Annotated in this window: 18 protein-coding genes; 2 read left to right on the forward strand and 16 right to left on the reverse strand. The window is 33.4% G+C overall.

Features of this window, described 5'->3' with window-relative positions:
- Positions 1-12: 12 nt before the first annotated feature.
- On the reverse strand, positions 13-1,257 hold the full coding sequence (locus tag ACFQ0I_RS06040) for an oligosaccharide flippase family protein (protein WP_379941047.1): 1,245 nt from the start codon (positions 1,255-1,257) through the stop codon (positions 13-15).
- Positions 1,258-1,469: 212 nt separating this feature from the next.
- Between ACFQ0I_RS06040 and ACFQ0I_RS06045 the strand changes: the two genes are divergently transcribed.
- Positions 1,470-3,464 carry a tetratricopeptide repeat protein gene (locus ACFQ0I_RS06045; protein ID WP_379940376.1) on the forward strand — a complete coding sequence of 665 codons (1,995 nt, stop codon included), beginning with the start codon at positions 1,470-1,472 and terminating at the stop codon, positions 3,462-3,464.
- 42 nt (positions 3,465-3,506) lie between these two features.
- Here ACFQ0I_RS06045 and ACFQ0I_RS06050 read toward each other — a convergent pair whose 3' ends face one another.
- The 15 genes from ACFQ0I_RS06050 to ACFQ0I_RS06120 all read right to left on the reverse strand — a co-directional run bounded on the left by ACFQ0I_RS06050 (position 3,507) and on the right by ACFQ0I_RS06120 (position 20,887).
- Complete coding sequence (locus ACFQ0I_RS06050; RefSeq protein WP_379940378.1) at positions 3,507-4,217, reverse strand: LytR/AlgR family response regulator transcription factor; 711 nt, start codon at positions 4,215-4,217, stop codon at positions 3,507-3,509.
- 11 nt (positions 4,218-4,228) lie between these two features.
- A complete protein-coding gene (locus ACFQ0I_RS06055; protein ID WP_379940379.1) occupies positions 4,229-4,546 on the reverse strand; it encodes an Hpt domain-containing protein in 318 nt (105 codons plus the stop codon).
- A 108-nt stretch (positions 4,547-4,654) separates the two neighbouring features.
- Positions 4,655-6,634 (reverse strand): PAS domain S-box protein, encoded by a 1,980-nt coding sequence (locus ACFQ0I_RS06060; protein ID WP_379940380.1) that lies wholly within the window; start codon positions 6,632-6,634, stop codon positions 4,655-4,657.
- Complete coding sequence (locus ACFQ0I_RS06065) at positions 6,634-7,173, reverse strand: heme NO-binding domain-containing protein (protein ID WP_379940382.1); 540 nt, start codon at positions 7,171-7,173, stop codon at positions 6,634-6,636. The genes ACFQ0I_RS06060 and ACFQ0I_RS06065 overlap by 1 nt, the downstream gene beginning before the upstream one ends.
- Positions 7,174-7,584, reverse strand: coding sequence for a response regulator (locus tag ACFQ0I_RS06070; RefSeq protein WP_379940384.1), 411 nt, complete (start codon positions 7,582-7,584; stop codon positions 7,174-7,176). It abuts the gene before it with no gap.
- A 145-nt stretch (positions 7,585-7,729) separates the two neighbouring features.
- Entirely contained in the window at positions 7,730-8,035 is a 306-nt protein-coding gene (locus ACFQ0I_RS06075) for a hypothetical protein (RefSeq protein ID WP_379940385.1), read from the reverse strand.
- A 296-nt stretch (positions 8,036-8,331) separates the two neighbouring features.
- Positions 8,332-9,096 carry an SDR family NAD(P)-dependent oxidoreductase gene (locus ACFQ0I_RS06080; RefSeq protein ID WP_379940386.1) on the reverse strand — a complete coding sequence of 255 codons (765 nt, stop codon included), beginning with the start codon at positions 9,094-9,096 and terminating at the stop codon, positions 8,332-8,334.
- A gap of 52 nt (positions 9,097-9,148) precedes the next feature.
- Positions 9,149-10,435, reverse strand: a complete 1,287-nt coding sequence (locus tag ACFQ0I_RS06085; RefSeq protein WP_379940388.1) for an MFS transporter — start codon at positions 10,433-10,435, stop codon at positions 9,149-9,151.
- A gap of 86 nt (positions 10,436-10,521) precedes the next feature.
- Positions 10,522-11,226, reverse strand: coding sequence for a FadR/GntR family transcriptional regulator (locus ACFQ0I_RS06090; protein ID WP_379940390.1), 705 nt, complete (start codon positions 11,224-11,226; stop codon positions 10,522-10,524).
- Between the two features lie 80 nt (positions 11,227-11,306).
- Positions 11,307-12,221: a polysaccharide lyase family 7 protein gene (locus ACFQ0I_RS06095; RefSeq protein ID WP_379940392.1), complete on the reverse strand. Its 915-nt coding sequence runs from the start codon at positions 12,219-12,221 to the stop codon at positions 11,307-11,309.
- 6 nt (positions 12,222-12,227) lie between these two features.
- A complete protein-coding gene (locus tag ACFQ0I_RS06100; RefSeq protein ID WP_379940393.1) occupies positions 12,228-13,187 on the reverse strand; it encodes a PKD domain-containing protein in 960 nt (319 codons plus the stop codon).
- A gap of 26 nt (positions 13,188-13,213) precedes the next feature.
- Positions 13,214-14,692, reverse strand: coding sequence for a RagB/SusD family nutrient uptake outer membrane protein (locus ACFQ0I_RS06105; RefSeq protein ID WP_379940395.1), 1,479 nt, complete (start codon positions 14,690-14,692; stop codon positions 13,214-13,216).
- A gap of 28 nt (positions 14,693-14,720) precedes the next feature.
- Positions 14,721-17,831, reverse strand: coding sequence for a SusC/RagA family TonB-linked outer membrane protein (locus tag ACFQ0I_RS06110; protein WP_379940397.1), 3,111 nt, complete (start codon positions 17,829-17,831; stop codon positions 14,721-14,723).
- 386 nt (positions 17,832-18,217) lie between these two features.
- Complete coding sequence (locus tag ACFQ0I_RS06115) at positions 18,218-18,595, reverse strand: cupin domain-containing protein (RefSeq protein ID WP_379940399.1); 378 nt, start codon at positions 18,593-18,595, stop codon at positions 18,218-18,220.
- A gap of 6 nt (positions 18,596-18,601) precedes the next feature.
- Positions 18,602-20,887 (reverse strand): alginate lyase family protein, encoded by a 2,286-nt coding sequence (locus ACFQ0I_RS06120; RefSeq protein ID WP_379940401.1) that lies wholly within the window; start codon positions 20,885-20,887, stop codon positions 18,602-18,604.
- 381 nt (positions 20,888-21,268) lie between these two features.
- On the opposite strand from ACFQ0I_RS06120, the gene ACFQ0I_RS06125 reads away from it, so the two are divergent.
- Positions 21,269-21,985 (forward strand): ribonuclease activity regulator RraA, encoded by a 717-nt coding sequence (locus tag ACFQ0I_RS06125; protein WP_379940403.1) that lies wholly within the window; start codon positions 21,269-21,271, stop codon positions 21,983-21,985.
- Positions 21,986-21,994 lie beyond the last annotated feature (9 nt).

The raw sequence follows: 21,994 nt of genomic DNA on the forward strand, positions 1-21,994 counted from the left end.
TGGTAATTTGCTTTAGATTAAGCTGTTTTTAGTATTGAGTTTGAAGAATGTAATTTGAATGATAAGGAGTAAAATCATAGCTATTATTTGCATATGAACCACTTGTTCTAAACTTTCGTGATAGAAAATAACCAACACCATTTGAAGCATACCAAACACACCAGAAATAATTACCGGTACATATTTATCTAAAGACAAGTAGTAGTAAGCAAATATGTTAGATACGGCAAACATACCGGTCGCGATGGCATATTTCCATAATAATGGTGCCATTGGCAAATAACACTCGCCAAACAACAGAGTGATCATCAATTTTGGAAAAATGGCGCAGGTAAGTACTATGATTAGCGCAATGGTTGCAATGTAGCCCACATATTTGAATAGAATAGGCGCCGTATCTTTTCCTTCTTTTTTAAGTTGAATTACGGTTGGTAATAACAGCATTACAAACATCCAAGCTATAAAATATACAATTCGTCCTATTAAAGCCAAAGATGCATACAAACCGGCTTCGTACGATTCAAAATAGTGTTTTACCAATAAAATATCGCTGTTGTTTATAATGATTTGCGTTAGCTCGTAAAACGCCGTAAGAATAAAAAAGTTTCTTATTTGTTTACTATGAGCCGGATTAATAAAAGTCATTTTAAACGAAATATGCTTCGTTTTAAATGGATATAATCCGAAAATAAACGAGATTAAAATACCAATAGCAATTACCACGGAAGACTGAATATTAAACAGAAAAATCAATCCTAAAGTAATCAGCAATCTGCTTAACATTTCACCCTGATAGGTAATGGAGAGCGATTTGAAGGCTTTTTTACCTTGAAACACCCCACGGTTTACACTCATTATAAAATAGAGTGGCACACCTATTCCGAAGATAACAAACATGCTAGAAGAAGATGTATTAAATATGGCTTGTAACTGATTTGAAAAACCAATGATTAAAACACCTAAACTGATGCCGACTAACAACGCATTTTTATAAACTTTTGAAATAAAACTACTAAACACATTGCTTTCGAAAACTACCGAAAATTTAGCAGTGACTAATTGAAACGTCATGGCAACAAATGATAGTACCAATAGAAATGTTATGAGTACTGCGGCATCGGCAAATTGTTCCGGACCTAACAAACGACCCAAAATAAGGTTGTACAAATAGTTTCCGCCATTTACCGCTAAAACACTTAACATGAATAGCTGTTCTGGTGAAATTTTTCTTGTTTTTATTATCGAAAGTAGTTGCATCATTTTTTGGGGTTATTTGTTATTTCTGATGCAAATATCTTTCATGATTCAACAGGAGGCGGTTAAATTTCGGTGAGTTGCGGTTTACTGTAGACGAATGATTGGATTGTAATGCTTAACTTGCCGTATGATAAAAAACATACCAGATGCCCTATAATTATTACCTTAAATTATGCCTGCTGCTCTTTACAAGTGTCGCGTTTTCACAAAATATGCAAGAAGGTTTTACGTATTTAGAAACGGGGAAATACGCTGAAGCGGAAACTTTTTTTGAAATCATTTTAAAGGAATACCCAGACAACAAAACAGCGCGATTATGTTACGGAAGAGCTGTCGGGTTAAACAGTAATCCTGAAAAGGCAGAACATCTTTTCACCAACTTACTAAACGATTTTCCAAACGATTTTGAGGTGAAATTGAATTATGGGGAAGCCTTACTTTGGAATAAAAAGTGTAAGGAAGCCAAAACCTATTTTAAAACTTTAATTGAAGAAGATTCTAAAAGTTTTCCGGCACTTTTAAGTTATGCGAATACACTATCTAATTTAAAAGCATATGAAGATGCATTAATTTATGTGAATAAAGCCTTAGAGGTTTTACCTGGAAACCCAAATGCATTAAACTCTAAAAAATACATGTATTTAGGCTATGCCTACCAAAAACAGCAAGCCCAAAAATATGAGGAAGCCGAAGCGCTTTTAAAAGAAAACCTGAAACTTTTTAATAACGATAAAGACACTTTAATCAATTTAGCTAACCTATATTTAATTGCAAACAGGTTAGAAGACGCTAAAAGAATCTATAATTTGTTAGCTGAAAATCCAGAAAACAAGCTTATATCATTAAATGGATTAGCTTTAGTTTCTCATTTAAACGGGAAAGAGAAGGAGGCATTACAATTAAGCGAGCAAGCTTTTTTGAGCTTAGGTGCAGATACAGAGCCAAAATTGGTTCAACCCACTGCAGAACGTTACATTCAGGCTTTAATTTGGAACAAAAAGTATAAAACAGCAAACCTGCTTATTTCAAATTTAATAGAAAGCAAGCCTAACGAAAACTGGTTATTGGCATTGCGCGCTACATTAAATATTTATAAAAGCGATTTTAAAAAGAGTGTTACTGATTACAATCAGATTTTAGTAAACGACAGCACGTCGTTCGATGGTAACTTAGGAAAAGCGAATGCTAAAAAAGCCTTGGGTTTTTATAAGGATGCTTATGCGTCTGCCGAAAATACGCTGAAATTCTATAAGAACCAAAAAGATGCTACCAATTTTATAAAAGATTTAAACACAAGTTTTACGCCTTTTTATGATGGGAAAGCAAGCTATAGCTTTGATAATGGTGATAACGAAGCTTTTTCTTTTCAAAATACATTAGAATTTCCGCTGTCTTTAAAATTTAAACTTTTAGGTAACTATGGCTACCGAACTACCAATAATACGGTGACCAATAATAAAGCTACATCTAACGATTTTTCATTGGGCTTATCCTATCAATTACTTTCAAATGTGGTGTTTAAAGGTATGGCAGGAATTACTTCGGCAAAAGCAGAAAGTAGTGAGTACGCTCAACTACTCACAGATATTTCGTTTAACATCAAACCATTTAAATTACAGACTTTAGATATTGGTTACAAACGCGAAATACAGAGTTTTAATGCCGATTTATTAGACCGAGAAATTGTGATGAACAATTATTATGCGAATTACAACTTGAGTACTAATTTCAACTTAGGTTGGTTTACACAGTACTATTACACCTCGCAAAACGATGATAATACCCGAAACCTGTTGTTTACGTCTTTATACTATACTATTTTAAGCAAACCGTCATTAAAGGCGGGTTTTAATTACCAGTACATCAGCTTTAAAAACCAGGTGCCTACGGTTTATTTTAGTCCCGATAAATTTAATGCTGCCGAGGTGTTTGTTAATTTAATTAAAGACGAAGTAATTACAAAACCAAACGAATGGTTCTACGAACTAACTGCTGCTGCGGGTTTACAATATATTGAAGACGCTAGCAGCCAAAGCACTTACAGGTTTCAAGGAAAACTTGGTTTTAAATTCTCCGAGCGTTGTTTAGCAAATATTTTTGGAACACGAAGTAATATTGCCTCGGCAACTGCCGCTGGGTTTACTTTTACCGAAATTGGACTGCGTTTTAAATGGTATTTGTTTGACAAGCCTGTTTTCAGAAAATAGAGTGCGTTTTTTAGTGCTTTACGAACTGAAGGAGATGAGTACTTAAAGTAAATTTAAACGTTTCATTAATTCTGGTCTGTTTGAACGACTTACCGGAATGACATCCTTTTTAATAAGAACACTATTATCTTCAATATCAATTATTTTTTTGATGTTGATAATGTAGGAGCGGTGTACTTTTAGAAACAAACTATCGGGTAATTTATCTTCAATTTTTTTAAGCGTTGAATGTACCGTGTAGTTTTTGTCTTCTGTTTTTACCTGAATATAATCGCCTTTGGCTTCAACCAAATAAATACTTGGAATATCAATTTTAATAAGGCGTCTATCAATGTTAACATACAAATCGTTGCCAGAAGATGCTACTTCTTTATCTGAATTTGAAGATTCTTCTACTTTTGTCGTGATGTTTTCAGCCTTCTGAATGGCTTTTTGAAAACGTTCGGGTGTAATGGGTTTTACTAAATAATCCACAATACAATCATATTCAAACGCCTGAATTGCAAAATTGGCATCAGAAGTAGTGAGTATAATTTTAGGTGGGTTTTTTAAGGTTTCAATAAAATCGAACCCTGTAAAATCTGGCATATGGATATCCAGAAATATTAAATCAATTTCGTTTTGGTTTAAATATTTTATGGCTTGAATGGCATTTGGAAACTCTTCTAAAACATTAAGGCTTTTAACATTAGCGCATAATTGTCCAATTATGGCTCGGGCGGTTGCCTCATCATCAATAATAATACAATTCATAAAATATTTTATTACAACTGTTGCAAATAATTAGTTATGGTATTTAAAATAGATTCGAATTCGTCATTAAGATGAGTGTTTCCTTCCAATAAATTTTCTTCAAATGCTACGGCAATCGCATAACTCTTTTCAAGCCCTAAAATACTAATTTTATGTTTAAGTTTGTGCACATTTTCTGCAGCTTGCTTAAAATTATTCGCGGCGTAGTTTGCGTAATAAATCTCTTTTTCCTGCGGAAATTCTAATTTAATAATGTCTATAAGTTTTTGTTCGAAAGCTTTGTCGCCACCAGACATGCTATGAATGTATGATAAATTAGGGTGTTCCATAGGGTCCTTTTTTTAATGTAAAATAAAATGTTGGGCCAATACCAAAGGTAGATTTAGCTAAATTTTACCTCCAAATAGCGCTACAATATTTTTGTTGAACGATTTTTATCATTGTTTTTTAAGTGTGAAATGAAACGTTGTGCCAATAGTTGGTTCGCTGTCTAACCATATTTCACCTTGATGTAATTCTATAATTTTTTTAACAATAGAGAGTCCGATACCGGTTGAATCTTTGCTTTTGTTCAAAGCATGAAATATTTTAAATATTTTATCGTGGAATTTTTTGTCGATTCCAATACCATTGTCGCTGATAGAAAACTTGTAGTGTGTATTTAAATCTTCAGCTTTAATTGTAATGATGCCTTTTTCTTTATCTATAAACTTAATGGCATTACTAATAAGGTTTTGAAATAGCTGCTGGAGTTTTATTTTATTGCCGTTAATGGTAGGCAGGGTGTTTAGAATAGTAACATTAACATGTTCTGGCACATATACAATTTTTAGTAAATCGTTAACCATTGCATGTATGTTTACAGTTTCTTTTTCGGTGTTTTCGGCGCCAATACTGGAATATTCTAAGACATCAGTTATAAGCTGTTCCATTTTTTCTAAGGTAGCTTCTATTAAGGCGAAATTTTGAAGACTGGCATCATCTAATTTATTTTCATTATCGGTTTTAAGCCAGCTAACCAATGCATTGATGCTGCGTAAGGGTGATTTTAAATCGTGCGATACCACATGCGCATATTCATGCAACTCGTCGTTACTTTTTTCTAGTTTTTTTAATAGGTTTTCCTTTTGAAGTTGTAGGTTTTTAAATTCGGTGATGTCGAAATTAATACCTATAGAACCAATGATGTTTCCATTTAAATCGTAGTTAGGAGCACCACTTACTAGCCAATATCTTATGTCTCCATGCTTGTTTTTTATACGTAATTCGTAGGATTCTGTTTTACCTTTTTTACGGTCTTCAACCTTTTCTTTTAATAAGCCTTTGTCTTCGATAACTGGTAGCAGGTCTTTTCCTTTAATTCCAATCAATTCTTTTTCGGAATAGCCTGTCATGGTTATAAAGCTTTGGTTTACCATTAAAATTTTATCATCGAGGTCCACTTCAACTAGACCTAGATTCATGTTCGAAATAATATTGTAATATTTTAGTCTTTCGGCCTCTAAACTTTTACGGTAAGTTCTGTTAAGTGTTACATCCTTAAACGTCCATAAATAACCTTTAGCTATTCCGCCTTGTACTATGGGTATATAATTTCGTTCTAAAATGTTGCCGTTAACCATTTCTAATTCGTCGCCAAGAACAGTTTCCTTTTTTTCATTTATATCACTCATTCTTTTAATAAAGGCTTCCTGATTCTTAAATAAAATACTGTTTTGCTCTGAAGCAACTCTACAGTCCATTCCTTTTAAGTCGTCTGGCGTCATATCCAAATTAAAGAGTTCCGTAAATTTCTTATTAGTAAGTACTATTTTGCGGTTTTCATCTTCAAGCACAACACCACTGTCTAAATTAAGAATAAGCGTGGCTAATCTGTTTTCAGATTCTATAAGATGTTCTTCGTCTTCTTTTTGTTTGGTAATGTCTCTTACAATGCCTTGAGCAGCAACAGGAATGCCTTGGTCGTAAATAATACTGGCATTTATATGAACAATTTTAGCTTCTTGTTTGTTGGTTATAATATTAACATGAAAATTGGTGATTGATCCTTTATCTAATAATTCTTTAAATGATTTTAAAACCCGCTCGTTTTCCTGGGGTTGTACCAATTTTATAAGGTTAAAATCTTCGTAGGCACTTTTAAAACCTAATAATGCGACTGCCGCATCATTCATTTTCATTATATTTCCTTCGAGGTCGATTATCACATAGGCGTCCACAATATTTTCGAATACACCTTGTAACTGAGAGTCTTTGCGGGTGAGTAACGATTCTAAATCTTTATTAAGTTGTTCTAATTTGGTATTAGAAATATAAAGTTCTCTCGATTTATCTTCAAGTATTTTTTCTGCGGCTTTGCGAGCTGCTTTTTCTCGGTTTAAAGCGCGTTGGAGGATGTCAATTTGCTCTTGACTCATTAATTTTTATTGATTATAAACTTAACTTCTGTTCCATCTTCTTTAATTTTTTCTAATACGATGGTTGCCGTAGAATTAAAATGTTCAAAAGTTTTATTCATTAAACCTAGTCCAAAATGGTGCATCGCCCTACTAGATTTATAAATCATGATTAATGAATTGTCTGTTTTATTTACAACTTCAAACGTAGGTAATTCGGCATCGGGGTAAATTTTTCTTACTTCAATATGAATGTGATTTTCTATTGAAGCAAGCATCTCAATCGGGTCGTTATAGGTTGCTATTAAACCGGGGTAACTGGTTTCTAAAACACTAAAAAAATGTTCGGCATATACTAACAGTAAATCATCAATAGAAATGTTTGTATTCTCGCTTAAATGCTGTAAAAGCTGAAGCATTTCAGAAAATTTATAAGTGCCAACCGAGGTGTAAATGCCATTGGATTCCAGTTGTGATTGTTGAATAATTTTATCGACCATTTCTAGTCCGAACTTATCTTCAACAAGATCTAAAAATTCTGTAAACACAATACCTTTCATTTATATTTTTTTTAATTCATTAATACTCCAATATCCTAATAATTTTTCAATTTTAGAAACATATTCTTCATATTTTAATGGTTTAAGAATATATCCTGCAATGCCAATTTCATAGCAGGCCAACAAATCTCTTTGGTTACTAGAGGTTGTTAGAATAATAGTTGGCACATATTTTAAAGAGTCGTCGTTTTTAAGAATGGATAAAAACTCGATGCCATTTATTTTAGGCATGTTTAAATCTAACAAAATAATATCAGGAATGTTGGTTTTATCTTTTAAAATTAGAAGCGCCTCTTCGCCATTATTGGCTTCAATAATTTTATGGGGTAATTGTAACGATGAAATAGCTCTGTTTAGCTTCATCACTTCAATCATATCATCTTCTATTAGTAATATTTTAAGTGTTTTCATTTTAAATAATATTAGTGCACTTTTTATTTAATAATGAAAATTAGGTATAATAGGTGGAGTAATATATTTATTTCGGTAGAGCGAGATTAAGTGTAGGTGAGAGGTAGATTTGTGTAGACGAATGGATTTTGATATTTGTAGCAGATTATGCCACTTTAGATTGAAGAATGTGAAGCGTATTATTTTGCGCTTGCATTTTTATGTTTTGAAACGATTGAAGAATTTCAACAGGAAATTGATTTAAAGCTTTTTCACTGTAGCGCGTTTCTAAAAAGTTAATAAATTCTAGATGTTTTAAATTCTTTTGAAGCAAAAAGCTTTGTTTAGTATTTAGTTTTATTGTTGGTTGTTCTTTTTTGCTATTTATTGAATAGCTAAATGCTTCTTTTTTTTGGTTAGAACTAACAGTTTTAAATAATCTTTTAACTGTTGAAAATATACCTTTACTCATTTTGTTCGATTTAATAGGCTGCGAATTGTTTGATGTTTCAAATTTAAAGAGAAGGTACTTGTATAATTTATATTTTCTATGAATGGGCTTTTGTAGAACGATGAATGGTTAAAAAGTGTAGTTAAAGCATTTTGCTTAAGATGCGCTTATAGTTCTTAGAAAGAGCGTTGTTATTTGATGGGGAAAGTAGTAATATGAATAGGTAACGATACCGGTATAATTAACTCGTTATTTTACAAAAAAAAAAACGGTTTAGAATGCTCTAAACCGTTTTGTAAAATTATATAAGTTGTTACTTAAATTCCTAAAGCTTGACCACCTCCAATTTGGATAGTTTCGGCTGTAATGAATGAAGCATCTTTACTAGCTAAGAATGATACTACAGAAGCAACTTCTTCTGGTTGACCTAATCTTCCTAATAAAACACTATTTGCCCAAGAAGCAAAAACTTCTGGTTTAGTTGCTTTAATTTGTGCGTGGAAAGGCGTATCAATAGTACCAGGAGATACGGCGTTTACTCTAATGCCATATTCAGCTAAATCTTTAGCTAAAGCTCTAGTGATAGATTGTACCCCACCTTTAGAAACTGAATATATACCAGCTCCAGGACCTGCACCATTCCATGCAGCATTTGAAGTATAGTTAATAATTGTAGGGTTTTCACCTTTTTTAAGGAAAGGAATTGCAGCTCTTGAAGCATAAAATACTGAATCAAGGTTTAAAGCCATAACAAATCTATATTGTTCAGTAGTCATTTCTTCAAATCTAGCTCTAACACCAATACCTCCAGTATTGTTCACAAGCACATCAATTTTACCGTATTTCTCACCAATTTTTTTGATGTTTGCAGTTACTTCTTCGTCTTTTGTCATGTCAAAACCGTAATATTCAGAAGTGATTCCTAAAGCAGTAAGTTCTTTAACTCTTTGTGCCCCAATTTCATCTTCTATACCGTTTAACACTACTGTGTATCCGTCTTTACCTAATCTTTTTGCTACTTCGAAACCAATTCCACCAGTTGCTCCGGTAATAACGGCTACTTTTCCATTTGAATTACTCATATTCTTAATTTTGATTTATTAATTTTTATTTACTCTACTTTAATTTTATAATTTATTCTACTGACTCGATATTTTTTGCGAAATAGTAAATAGCGCCAACTCCTAGTGGTACAAATACTGCAATAACAACGAATATCGGAGTGTAAGAGAAGTTATCTACTATTACAGGAACTAAAAAGTTCATGATAATTACCGAAACTACACCAATCATTCCACCTAATCCTGCTAATGAGCCCACAGATTTTCCGCTAAAAAAGTCACTTGGTAATGTTTGTACATTACTAATGGCAAACTGAAACCCAAAAAGTACAAAAAATACAATGGCAACAAATTTTTCGGCAGTATCACCTATAAGTATTGTTGCGATAAGTCCTGCTAACATGATTACGCCACCAATAAAAATGGTTGTTTTTCTACCTTTATCAATTGAATTTGTTTTAGCAATAATTTTACCTGAAACATATCCACCAATAATACTTCCCGCAGCAGCACCTACATAAGGTACCCACAAGAACATCCCTACTTCTTTTACATTAAATCCGTAAACATCAAATAGGTAAATAGGCATCCAAGTAACAAATATCCACCAAATTGGCTCTAAAAAGAAACGACCTATTACAACAGCCCAAGATTCTTTATGAGAAAGAATTTGTTTTAAACTTAATCCTTTGGTGTCTTCAGTAGCATCCTGATCGGCTTTACTTTGACCGGCAACGATATATTTTTGCTCTTCTTCAGTAATCCATGGGTGTTTTTTTGGTCCTGCTTTGTTAATTAATAACCAAGGAATAATCCAAAGAATACCAAAAGAACCAACTATCATAAATGTAATTCTCCATCCAAAGGCCACAAATAATGCAGCAATAAATGGTGGTGCAATTACAGAACCAATAGACGCTCCGGCATTAAAAAGACCTTGAGCAATGGCGCGTTCTTTAATAGGGAACCATTCGGCATTACTTTTTACACCACCTGGCCAGTTACCAGCTTCAGATAAACCTAAAGTAGTTCTGAAAAATGATATCGAGTAAAAGCCACGTACAGTTGAGTGTAAGAACGATGAAATTCCCCAAACACCAATACTTATTACATAACCTATCCTTGTTCCAACTTTATCAAATAGTTTTCCTGAGAAAAGTTGACCCAAAGCATAGGCGACCATAAATACATTGGATATTAACCCATAATGATATTTTGTTAAACCAAGAGATTGAGCTATTGAACCTTCAATATTTTCGCCACCCCACATAATGGAAAGTGCGCTCCTATCAATATAGTTTATTACAGTTGCCAGAAATATTAATCCGATAATATACCAACGTAATCCTTTTACTTTCATAATTTTAATTTAAGTTAACGGAAGATTACCATGCAATTTTTGCATTAAGTAATACGGCCTTCCAAATTATTATTTTAATGAGTTATTTATTTTACGTTATAACAATATTGATATAATGTTTTAAAATGTATTTTCATTTTTTCTTTTGCTGTTGTAGGATCTTGATTTTTTATTGCCTCATAAATGGCAGTATGCTCATCAATTCCAGTTCTAGCTAATTCCACGTCGCAAACATGGTATTTTGCAAAATTTATAATAATCTCTGGCGTTATTGACAGCATAAATGTATTTATCGTACTATTTTTACTGGCTTTTGCAATGGCTAAATGAAACAGTAAATCTTCCTGAACCGCATCTTCATTATTCAGTACCTTTTCTGTGTATGCATTAAGAGCTTCTTTTATTGCTTTTAAATCTTCCGGCGTTCTTCTTAAAGAAGCCAATTTTACTGTTTTTAATTCCAATAAAATTCGAGTTTCAACAAGCGCTTTAAAATCTGGTTTTTTTAATTGAATAATATCATCAACAATCCCATTCATGGCAATAGCTCCTACATTTGCTACAAAGGTTCCACTTTGCGGAATAGATTTTAATAGCCCATAGAATTCTAATTTCTGAATGGCTTCTCTAACAACACCACGACTAACTCCAAACTTTTCAGATAACATACGTTCTGAAGGTAATTTGTCATCAGGTTCTAAATTTTTATAATTTATTAACTCCCGAATTTTATTTATTACGGTGTTTTGTGTCTCTTGATTGTCGTTTTTTGATAATACTTCTAATTTCATAAGATCTATTTAAAATTGGTTAACCAGAGTTTTACTTGCAAAATTAAACAATTGAATTTTAAACTAATGTCTTAAATTTATTAATGTTTTACTTCTAATTCGTAATATTTTACTTTTGCAAAAGACCCTTCATCTCTAGATTGAAAGTAATTACCAGCTTTAAAATAGTTTTCAAAGACTCCCCATTTTCTCATGTGGATATCTTCATACACTTTATATTCATTATTGTTTAAAATAACTACCATTTTGCCTTCGGTTACTTTTACTTCCAATATGAATTTTCCAAATCCAACTTCTTGTTCAAAATTAAATCCTTTATCATCGTCCCAGGCGTCTTCATGTAAAAGAGCTTCTCCAGTTGCACTTAAATTTTTCAAGACTTTAGTTTTTACTCGTATTTTGCCGTTTTCCCAATAAATTTTTAAAATTGGTGGTGCATTGTTGTCTTTTTGACCAATTAAATCGCGTTGTTCGTTAGTTAAGCGACCATGAATTTGCATGATGATTACTTTATGGTATTTGCCATTTGAATCTTTAGAAATATCTTCAATCGCTAATTTACCTTTCATATAGCCTCCTTGCGCAAACGTCCAATTCGTATTGTTATCACCAGGCACCATTTGTTCTCTTAATTCTGAACGTGAGTACTTAGTATTGGCTGTGGTAGCTTTACTTGGAAAGGCATAAAAAACCAAGGCTCCAGCAGTAGAATCGTTATACATATAGGGTATAAGTCTATCGTCTGTTGCATAGTTTAAAATTGCTGGTGGCTCAATATTCATGGCACCTCCTTTAGCATTTAATTCTGGAGTTGTTACGCTCCAGTGACTTAAATCTATGTCTGGTAATTTGTACTTTTTTTTCTTTTTTTTGTCTTGCTTTTCTACTTTCGAATCCGAATCTGTAACACTACTTGCTTTTTCTTGACAAGTAGCGTTAACAGATAGAAAAGCTAAAATTAAAGCTAATACAAAGTCTTTTCGGATATATTTCATTTAATACTAATTTGCTGGATATACTTTTACGTTATCAACGTATGCATCTACAGCGGTTACTGCATAAATCCAAATTGCAACCTCGCCTGTAGCATTCGAGGTAAATACAGCTTTTACTTTGGTAAAAGTAGTTTTGCCTAAAACTTGTGTTCCAACATGTTGCACTAATGGGCCAGCATTAGAACTTGCTACAGCATCTTTACCATCGGCAAAATGGCCATCTAATATTTCACCAATGATTCTATTCCCACCTGTGGCAACACCAGATTGTTCTGCTTCAGTTTTAATAGCATATTCATATTCTAATACATATGGAGTGTTAGGAGTAACTACTATTGCTTGATATGCATATCTCGTAGAAGAACTAGTATATGCTCCTGCCGACGTAGATAAAGTCCATTTTGCACCTGCTGTTTTAGAGCCATTGTCTGTACCATCATAGTTTAGCCAAGAACCGTCTGAACTTGTATTAAAAGATGAAGTTGTACCACCTGTAAATGTTGATACTTTCCAATTGTCCATGCCATTTGTAAAATCGCCATTAAGAACCTCAGGAACAATTGCAGGTGGAACTTCTGGTTCAATAACCTCAATGTCCATTGTAAATGTACTTGTTTTTCCGAGTTTATCACTAGCGGTTAATGTTACTGTGTAAGTGCCTTCAGCTGGAAAAGTATTTGCTCCATCTAAGCCAGTTGATGTATTTCCATCTCCATAATTCCAAAGATAAGTCGTTGCACTAGACGAGGTATTCGAAAATGTGTATGATAAATAATCTGCCGTTACCGAAGCTTTAAAACTAGCGGTAGGAGGTGTTAAATCTTCCTTTGAATTTGCTTCAGGTAAATCAAAAGCCAAAGCATCAATAGTAGGGTCGCAAGACGTAACTGAAAAGAAAGCTATAAGCGCCAAAGCACCTAAACACATTTCTGATACGCGTTTTTTTAAATTACTAATTTTTTTCATGTCTTTTTTTATTTAATTAGTTTATCTTAATTATAGCCTGGATTTTGTGTCATCACAGTGTTGCTACTTTTACTTAAATTTATTTCATTCTGAGGAATGGGTAACAACAAGTCTGTAGCTGAGAAATCAAATCCATTTGCAATAGAAAATGCTGAAAGTACTGATTGAGCAGCATTAAAACGTATTAAATCGAACATTCTATGATTTTCGAAAGCAAACTCCACACGTCTTTCTAATAATAATGCATCTTTAGTAAGTTTTGTTGGACGATCTGCTACGGGATCAAATCCTGCTCTAACACGAACTTCCATATATGAATTAATAGCATTCGAATTTGTTGTTTCAGCTCCACCAGCTAAAATTGCTTCTGCACGCATTAAAAGGATATCTGCATATCGCAAAACAATCCAGTCGTTACCAGCAAGTTGCGGTAAGCCAGTAAAAGTTTGCCCGTCGCTACCACCAGTTGCACCATCAGGAAAATATTTTCCAACTTGATATCTTACAGTGCCACCAAATAGTGTAAGCGGATCTGGTCTGTAAGAAACTGCAGTTCTATTTCCACCATAGGTATCAAGTGCTGCAACAGCATCTGTAGTCGCATAATTAACACCACTTGTATTTCCAACAGCATTCATCCATTCTGCAGAGAAAATTTGACTATTATCTTGTATACCACTATTGTATCCAATAGCGAAAATAATTTCTGAATTTCTTTCAGAATAAAATACATTATAGAAGCTACTTTGAAGCGAATACTTACCACTAGTAATTATTTCTTCACATAGAAGTTGCGCTTTCGTATAATTAGGTGTATCTGCGCTTAAATATACTTTTGCTAATAAACCTTGAGCTGCAGCTTTCGTAGCTCTAGTTTTATACGTTGTAGATAAACCACCATTAATAGCAGTTTCTAAATCAGATATTATTAAATCGTAAATTAAACTAGTACTAACTCTTGTAAACTGAATCTCTGTTTCAGTAGGTGTTATAACGCGATCAATCAACGGTAAATCACCAAAGAGTCTAACTAAATTAAAATAAGCGTATGCTCGTAAAAATTTAGCTTCAGCCTCAATAGCTGTTTTTCTTGTACTGTCATCAACTACATCTAAATTTGCCAATATAACATTGGCTCTATAGATTACTTGAAAAAAGCTAGTATAGTAATTTCCAACAAAATTGTTTGTAGGAAGTACATCTAAACTTTCTAATTGACCAGCATCAGAAGCATCTTCGGAATCAGGACTCTTAGTACTGGTATTATCACTACGCATTTCAGTTACGTAAAATTCCCACTGTACACCATGATTTTCGTCTTTGTCATTACTATTAATACCTTTAATAGCAGCATAAGCACCAATTAATCCAGTTTCTAATTCTTCAGCTGAAGTATAATAGTTATCGGTGGTTATAGAAGAGCTTGGTACGGGCTCTAAAAAGTCGCTACAAGAAACGAGAACAGTTCCTATGAAAATTAGAGCGATATATTTTAAATATTTCATAATATTATTTTTTAATCGTTAAAAATTATTAAAAATCTAAATTAAAACCTAAAGATACGGTGCTATAAATGGGCGATCCACCTCTTTGATATCCATATTGTGTTGGACTAGTTTTGTCCAATGCCTCTGGATTCCATCCTGTATAATTAGCAGCGGTTTTATAGATTAAATTCGAACCTGTTGCGTAAACTCTTAATCCTGAAATTCCGAATTTAGATAATACGTCGCTTGGTAAATTGTAACCAATGTTTACATTTCTTAACGCAATATACGAAGCATCTTGTATCATACTGCTTGTAAAGTATTTGTCTACTAAAAACTCTGTATTCGTAGCTGAAGCTAGTATGGTTCTATTATTATTGTGACTAAATAAATAATGATCAGCAATATTACGTACTTCGGCACCGTGAGATCCTTGGAACATAAAAGAAAGATCGAAATCTCCAATGGTGAATTCGTTAGTAAAACTCCAGATTAACTCTGGGTATGGGTTTCCTAATACGGTTTTGTCTTCGCCATCTAATACGCCATCACCATTTAAATCTTTTACATATACCAATCCAGCTTCTGCTCCAACATGTCTCCATGGTCTATCTCTATCTTCGAAAGCTAATTCTTTATCTACTACATAGCCATAAAATAACGATATAGGCTGTCCTTCTAAATTAATCCATTCAGCTGGTCTGCTAGGATCTAAACTAGTAATTTGACCATTAGAATCTGCAAAATCAACTAAAGTATTTTTATTGGTAGTTCCAATAAGTGTAGTTGACCATTTAAACTTCTCAGAAGAGATGTTTTTTGTTCTTAATTCTATCTCCCAACCTTCATTTTTCACTTCACCTAAATTTACTAATGCCCCAGAAAACCCTGTTGTAACTGATATTGGGTTATTAAGTAATAATTGGTCACTAGTTCTTCTATACCAATCAACAGAACCTGTTATTTTATTATTTAAAATACCAAAATCTATACCAGGGTTAATTTCTATTAATCGTTCCCATTTTAATTCAGGATTAGCGATGTTAACTGGTGAAAAACCAGCTTGTACGCTACCATCAACCGAATAGCTAGAATTAGCTGCTCCTAATAAGGCTAAATGTGGGTAATAATCTACTAAGATGTTACCTGTGCTAAGTGTAGCATCACTTCCTTGTGCATCTGGATCTGTAGACCCGGTATTTAATCTATCGTTACCTGTTACACCGTAACTCGCTCTAAATTTTAGATTATTAATAAAATCACTTTCTAATAAGAAATCTTCTTTAGCGATATTCCAACCAATAGAGGCTGCAGGGAAATTACCATATTTGTAATCAGAACCAAATATTGAACTTCCATCACGTCTCATACTTAAGGATGCTAAATACTTGCTATCATAAGCATAGGTAGCTCTTGAAACGTATGAAATACCACGTTTTTGCCACTCAAAACCATCAAATTCAGAAATAGCTGTTGCATTTGTAATTTGTTGTACTACATCATTTGTATAGCCAGTTCCTTTAAATCCTGAATAAAAATAATCTCTACTTTCAACAGATGTACCTAAAGTAATACCTAAATCGTGTTTTCCAAACGATTTGTTGTAATTGAAGAAGTTATCAAAAATAATGTAACTTTCTTTTTGCGAAATCTCTTGCATATAAGCATCTGTTATACTTTCTCTTGCTTGAGTTCCCATATAATCTATTCTTTTAGTATCGTTATATGAACCTGATAAAGACGTTCTAAAAGATAAATCTTTGGTTATATTATATTGTCCATAAAAACTACCAAAAAGTTGGAATTTTTCATCTGATCTATTACGCTCAACAATTCTAGCATAAGGGTTCGCGTTATTACTGTTTCCAATGTTAGAAAGTCTATCGTCAATATCCCCATCACCATCTAAATCAAAAATGATAAAATGATCTTGTCTCGCATAATCGCCAACTTGCATACTTGCATAAGCTCCATTTGGGTCTACAAATTGAAGTGAATGTTCAGTATGATAAATAGGCAACCATGGCTGATGTCTGGCTACGTTATGAATGTTTTCAGAAAAACGTCTTCTATCAGTGAATGAAGGGCTAAAATTACCTCCAATACTAAACTTATCATTTAATTTACTATCTAGTTTTAAACGTGCTCCGTATTTTTTATAATTATCAACTAACATAACACCTTCGTCATTTGAATAATTTAAACTTACGGTAAATTTTGTATTGTCATTTCCTCCTCTTAAGGATAACGCATGATTGGTAATTGCACCTTGCTCAAAAAATACATCTTGCCAAGAACGATCTGTACCTATTTGCAATTGAGCTACTGTATAAGGTGATAAGGTTAAACCTAAATCTGTTTGTTGTTTTGCCCAATCTGCAGTTGTAGTTCCATAAGCATCACTTTTTCTAGGTGTTTTTATACCTGTAAACGTGCTGTAGTTAATTCTTGTTTTTCCAGATACTCCAGATTTCATGGTAATCATGATAATACCATTAGAACCTTTTGAACCGTAAATTGATGAAGAAGCAGCATCCTTCAATATTTCGAAAGATTCAACGTTATTCATGTTTAACGATCCTAGAAAACTAGAATCTACGATAACACCATCAACAACAATTAAAGGTGTAGAATCTCCTGCCATAGAACCAACCCCTCTAATAGTAATGGTAGGCGCAGCACCAGCTTCACCATCTGTAGCTTGAATGTTCACACCCGATACTTGGCCTATTAAAGCATCATCAACCCTAGAGGTTGCTATCTGGTCAAGACTTTCGTTTGTTACTTTTGATATTGCCCCTGTTAAATGGCTTTTCTTTTGTGTACCATAACCAATTACAACAACTTCATCTAATGTTGCTAAATCTTCTTTTAAAGCAATAGAGATAGTTTTTTGGTCTTTAATTATTACTACTTGGGTTACAAATCCAATGTATGAAAATTGTAGTGCATCCCCACTTTTCACATCAATTTTAAAACCTCCATCAAAATCTGTTGTGGTACCTTTAGAGGTATTCATAACAATAACATTTACACCTGGAATCGGGATGTTATCTGTCGCAGATACAACTGTACCAGATACCGTCTTGGTTTGTGCGAACACTGCAATATTGAAGAACAATAATGCAACGAGAGCCAGCTTGTTTTTTAAATTCATAATTAATTGTTTAAAGTTTGTTTTAGTTTTTTTGTTTTGTCACGCCATTTACATGCTTGTTTGTGACACAATTAAAAAAACACCCATTTCAACATTCTTAATCTTAACATTTCTTGTTAAAGATGTTTTTACTTTGAGTGATTGCATGTTTTACTTCCTTGTTAAAAGAAGTCCATTACAAAAATAGGATAGGGGGTTGCCTGTACTATTTTTTGATCAACCAAATTGGTTTACCAGTTTGGTTGACCAAAAATATATAAAATTTTGTTAAAAACATTTATTTTGGTAAAAAATATTTGTCAAAGTGGAAAATTTAACAAAATTTGGACTGATTTGCAGTCTGTTACTGCGTAAAATGTTCTCTACTGATGCTAGCAGATTTTTTCTTACGCCTTTTTATCTCCAAAATAAGATGGTCCAACACCAGATAAGAAATCTTCTCGTACAGGACTAAATGTGTCAATTAATTCTCCTTCTTCTAAACAAACCGCACTATGCAATAAATTAGGCTCAATATAAACGCCATCGCCTGCTTCTACAATTTGCTTTACCCCATCAATTTCAAATTCAAATTTACCTGAAACACAATAGGTAGCTTGTGTATGGAAATGTTGATGTGGGGCACCTAATGCTCCTTTATCAAATTTCACTCTGACCATCATGATTTGATTATCATAACCTAAGAATTTTCTTGATACGCCGCCACCAAGTTTTTCCCATTCCATGTCTTTTGTGATGATGTACTTTTCACTAAATCGTTTCATAATTTTTTATTTATTAATTTCTGTTAATTTATAAGCACCTATCCATTCATAGGTTTTGTTGTCTATTTTTATTTGATGTTTACTTGTATTCGAGCTGTCTTTTAATGAAAATAGAAACAGGTTATCATTCGAATTAGTTTCTATCTGTATGGCAACATAGGCTTCGTCACTATATGCTATTTTTAGGTTTTTCACCGAGCTAAAAGCATTCGTTGCAATTTCAACAACAGGGTCGTAATGTCCATGAGATTCCACTAAATTTACAAAATAAGTGTCTTTAGTGTTCTTTTTTCTTATCATAAATCCTGGATCGTTTCTAAGGTTAAAATCAGGGTCTTTAGCACCTATTCTTGTGAAAATTAACTCGTCTTCATTAGAAACAACAGAGGTAACTGTGTAAAAGCGTTCTTTGTTAAACCAAGAAAGCTTAGCATTGCCACTATCTGACTTTCCTTCACCTGTATTCCATAAATGCTGATACCCATTTTTAGAACCTAACGGTTTTAAAACTTCCGGTACATTGTATTTAAAGTTAGTAGACATGATTTGTCCGAAATAATAAAACGGCAGGTCGTATTGATTTTCTGTTTCCGAATTTATTTTAACAATATCCAATAGGTATGGATTTTCGAAACCGTCTTGTTTTATAATAGCCTGAGTGCGGTGCAGGGTAGTGCCAGGGTAAGCGTTAGATTCTGTAGCACTAATTACTTGTACTTTAGGATTTGAAACATCAAAAAGGTATTTTTCTGAGTGATAAGAGCTCCCTGTTTCAAAATCTCCTTTAAAATGAGAAGTTTCATTTTGGATAACGGTATTGTGTGCAATGGTCTGTTTTGCCCAGGTAGTATTTTCCTTTAAATAATTACCGCCACCTTTTTGTTGAATATTTACATAACGCGACATCCCATAATCTTGTAAAACCTCATGACCGCCTTCGTAATATGAAAAGGATAATTTATCAAAATGGCCGTGGCTTAAACCGTGTGCAGAATATTTCATTACTAAAGTTAAGTCCTCTTTAGAACCCGGAGCACGTAATATAGCTACGCCACCTTCATCGCCATTTTTTCCATCGGTAAGATTGATTGATTTTTTTACAAATGGTGTTTCTAAACCATCACGAATGCCTATAGCTACTGCTAAACCAGTGTCATCTAACAACACCTCGCCCTGATCTTTTGCGATAGAAAGTAAATCAGTTTGGTTGCCACCATAATAATAACCAATATCGACTGCCGAAACTAATTCTCTTGAGAAATACGACATGCCTTTTTGCCCATCATTTAATGGAAAAAAGTTGCCCTCGGTATCGGTTAAATTTAAAAGTGTGTTGATTGATTTTAGCAGAACCCCATTTTTATATTCGAAAATTTTAAGTTCTGGTTTTACGTTTTGTAAAGCTTCTGCGAACACTAAAAACGGATACATTGCATAACGTTGGTAGTAAGGACCTTCAGTATAATAGCCATCTGGCGAAAAAGGTTCTTCTAAATTAGCAAGAAACCCAACTTTCTGACCTTTCTTTTTAATAAAGCCACCATCATTATCTTTGGCATTAGGGTCTATGTTATCTTTTTTTAATCCGTGTAATGCAGTTTCGAGCAGCTTAGAATCATCCATTACCAGTGCAATCATACCAACGGCCACATTGCCCCAAGTACTGTGGTTATGCACGCGATTGTAGAATTGTGGATTGTCCACCGAAATAAACTTAGCAAATGGTCTAAAAAGATCTTTTTCTAAATAGTTTCTTTCTTTTTCAGTTAAATAATTATACACGCAATCGTAAGCTTGACTGGTATAAACCAACCAGTTAGAATCGTTTAAACATTGCCAGAATAATTTCCCGCGGGCATACGATCTTGTTTGTGGATGTACAGGCAATGTCGGGTATATTTTCGCATATTGAAAAAGCATGTCTTTTACATATTTGGCGTATTTTTCATCATCTAAAATTTGATATAAAACACCTGCTTTTTGTATAATTAAGAAGTTTTTTTTGTGACGCTCGTGGGTATAACCTCCAGAAAAATCTTTAGGAATAGGCACTTCAATGCCATTCAAAATTTCGGCATCTACTTCTGCTTGTACAGTTGCCAATGTTCTATCAAAAAGTGGTACACTGCCTAAATTCGCTTTTATCTTTTCTACACCAGATTTTGTAAGGATTAAACTTGGGTGTTCTAATTTAGCAGATTTTTTTGTTTTCGAAATGTTTTGTGCTTTACAGGACACCATTACAAAAAGTAAAGTAGCTAATACAAGGTGAATTTTATTCTTTAATATCATTTTTAGTTTTTGGAGTTAATCAAATATTTAGTTTATAGCGGTTTTCCAGTTTAATAATTGGCATAATAAATTATCCTTTGTATTCTTAAACGACTTTTAGATAGTTCTAAAGCCCTTGTTAAGCTATTTGCTGAACGTGATTGTAATTTTAAATGGTAACTTTAAAGATATAAAAAGTAATTTGGATTTCATATAGCGAGAAATTATATTATTTTATAAATTAAATTTGTGTCAAATGGCATAATTATAGTCTTTTATGTCTTTTGTTTTAGTATTTTATTTATATTTACCAATCTGGTAAACCAATCTGGTTGACCAAAGATATGTATATTTTGGCTGTTTACCAATTTTTTGTTAAAAAAACCATCACTTTAACTAAATATGAAAGCATTATCAAATAAAACACGCGAGCAATTAAAAAACGTAAGTACACCTACAATAGCTACCTGTCTTTATAAAAGAGGACTTAAAAATCAGTTTATTCAGGATGTTGTCCCTGTAAAGTTGGGTGGGCCAACCATGGTGGGTGAAGCATTTACAATGCGCTATATACCAGCTAGAGAAGATAGGAATCCTATAAGTGTGTTCCAAAATCCGGAGCACCCGCAACGGGTTGCTATAGAAACCTGCCCTGTTGGATCAGTTTTGGTAATAGACAGTCGTAAAAATCCACGAGCAGCTTCTGGCGGCGATATTTTGATAACACGTTTGATGGTGCGAGGTGGTGCTGGAATTGTAACCGACGGAGGCTTTAGAGATACTGGCAATCTGGCAAAACTAGATTTTCCGGTATATCATAATAAACCATCGGCTCCAACTAATTTAACCTTGCATGAAGCGCTCGATATCAATGTACCCATTGGTTGTGGTGATGTCGCTGTTTTTCCCGGTGATATTATTGTTGGAGATGATGATGGCGTTATGGTAATTCCTGCTGAAATTGCTGATGAAGTTGCAGAAGAATGCACGCAAATGACCCTTTTTGAAGATTTTGTTTTGGAACAGGTTAATAAAGGTAAATCTATTATAGGTTTATATCCTGCAACTCATGAACAAACCCTGAAAGATTTTGAGGCTTGGAAATTAGCGCAGGAGTAAAAACAGAAA

Source organism: Mariniflexile aquimaris (genome assembly GCF_042676825.1).
Classification (GTDB): domain Bacteria; phylum Bacteroidota; class Bacteroidia; order Flavobacteriales; family Flavobacteriaceae; genus Mariniflexile; species Mariniflexile aquimaris.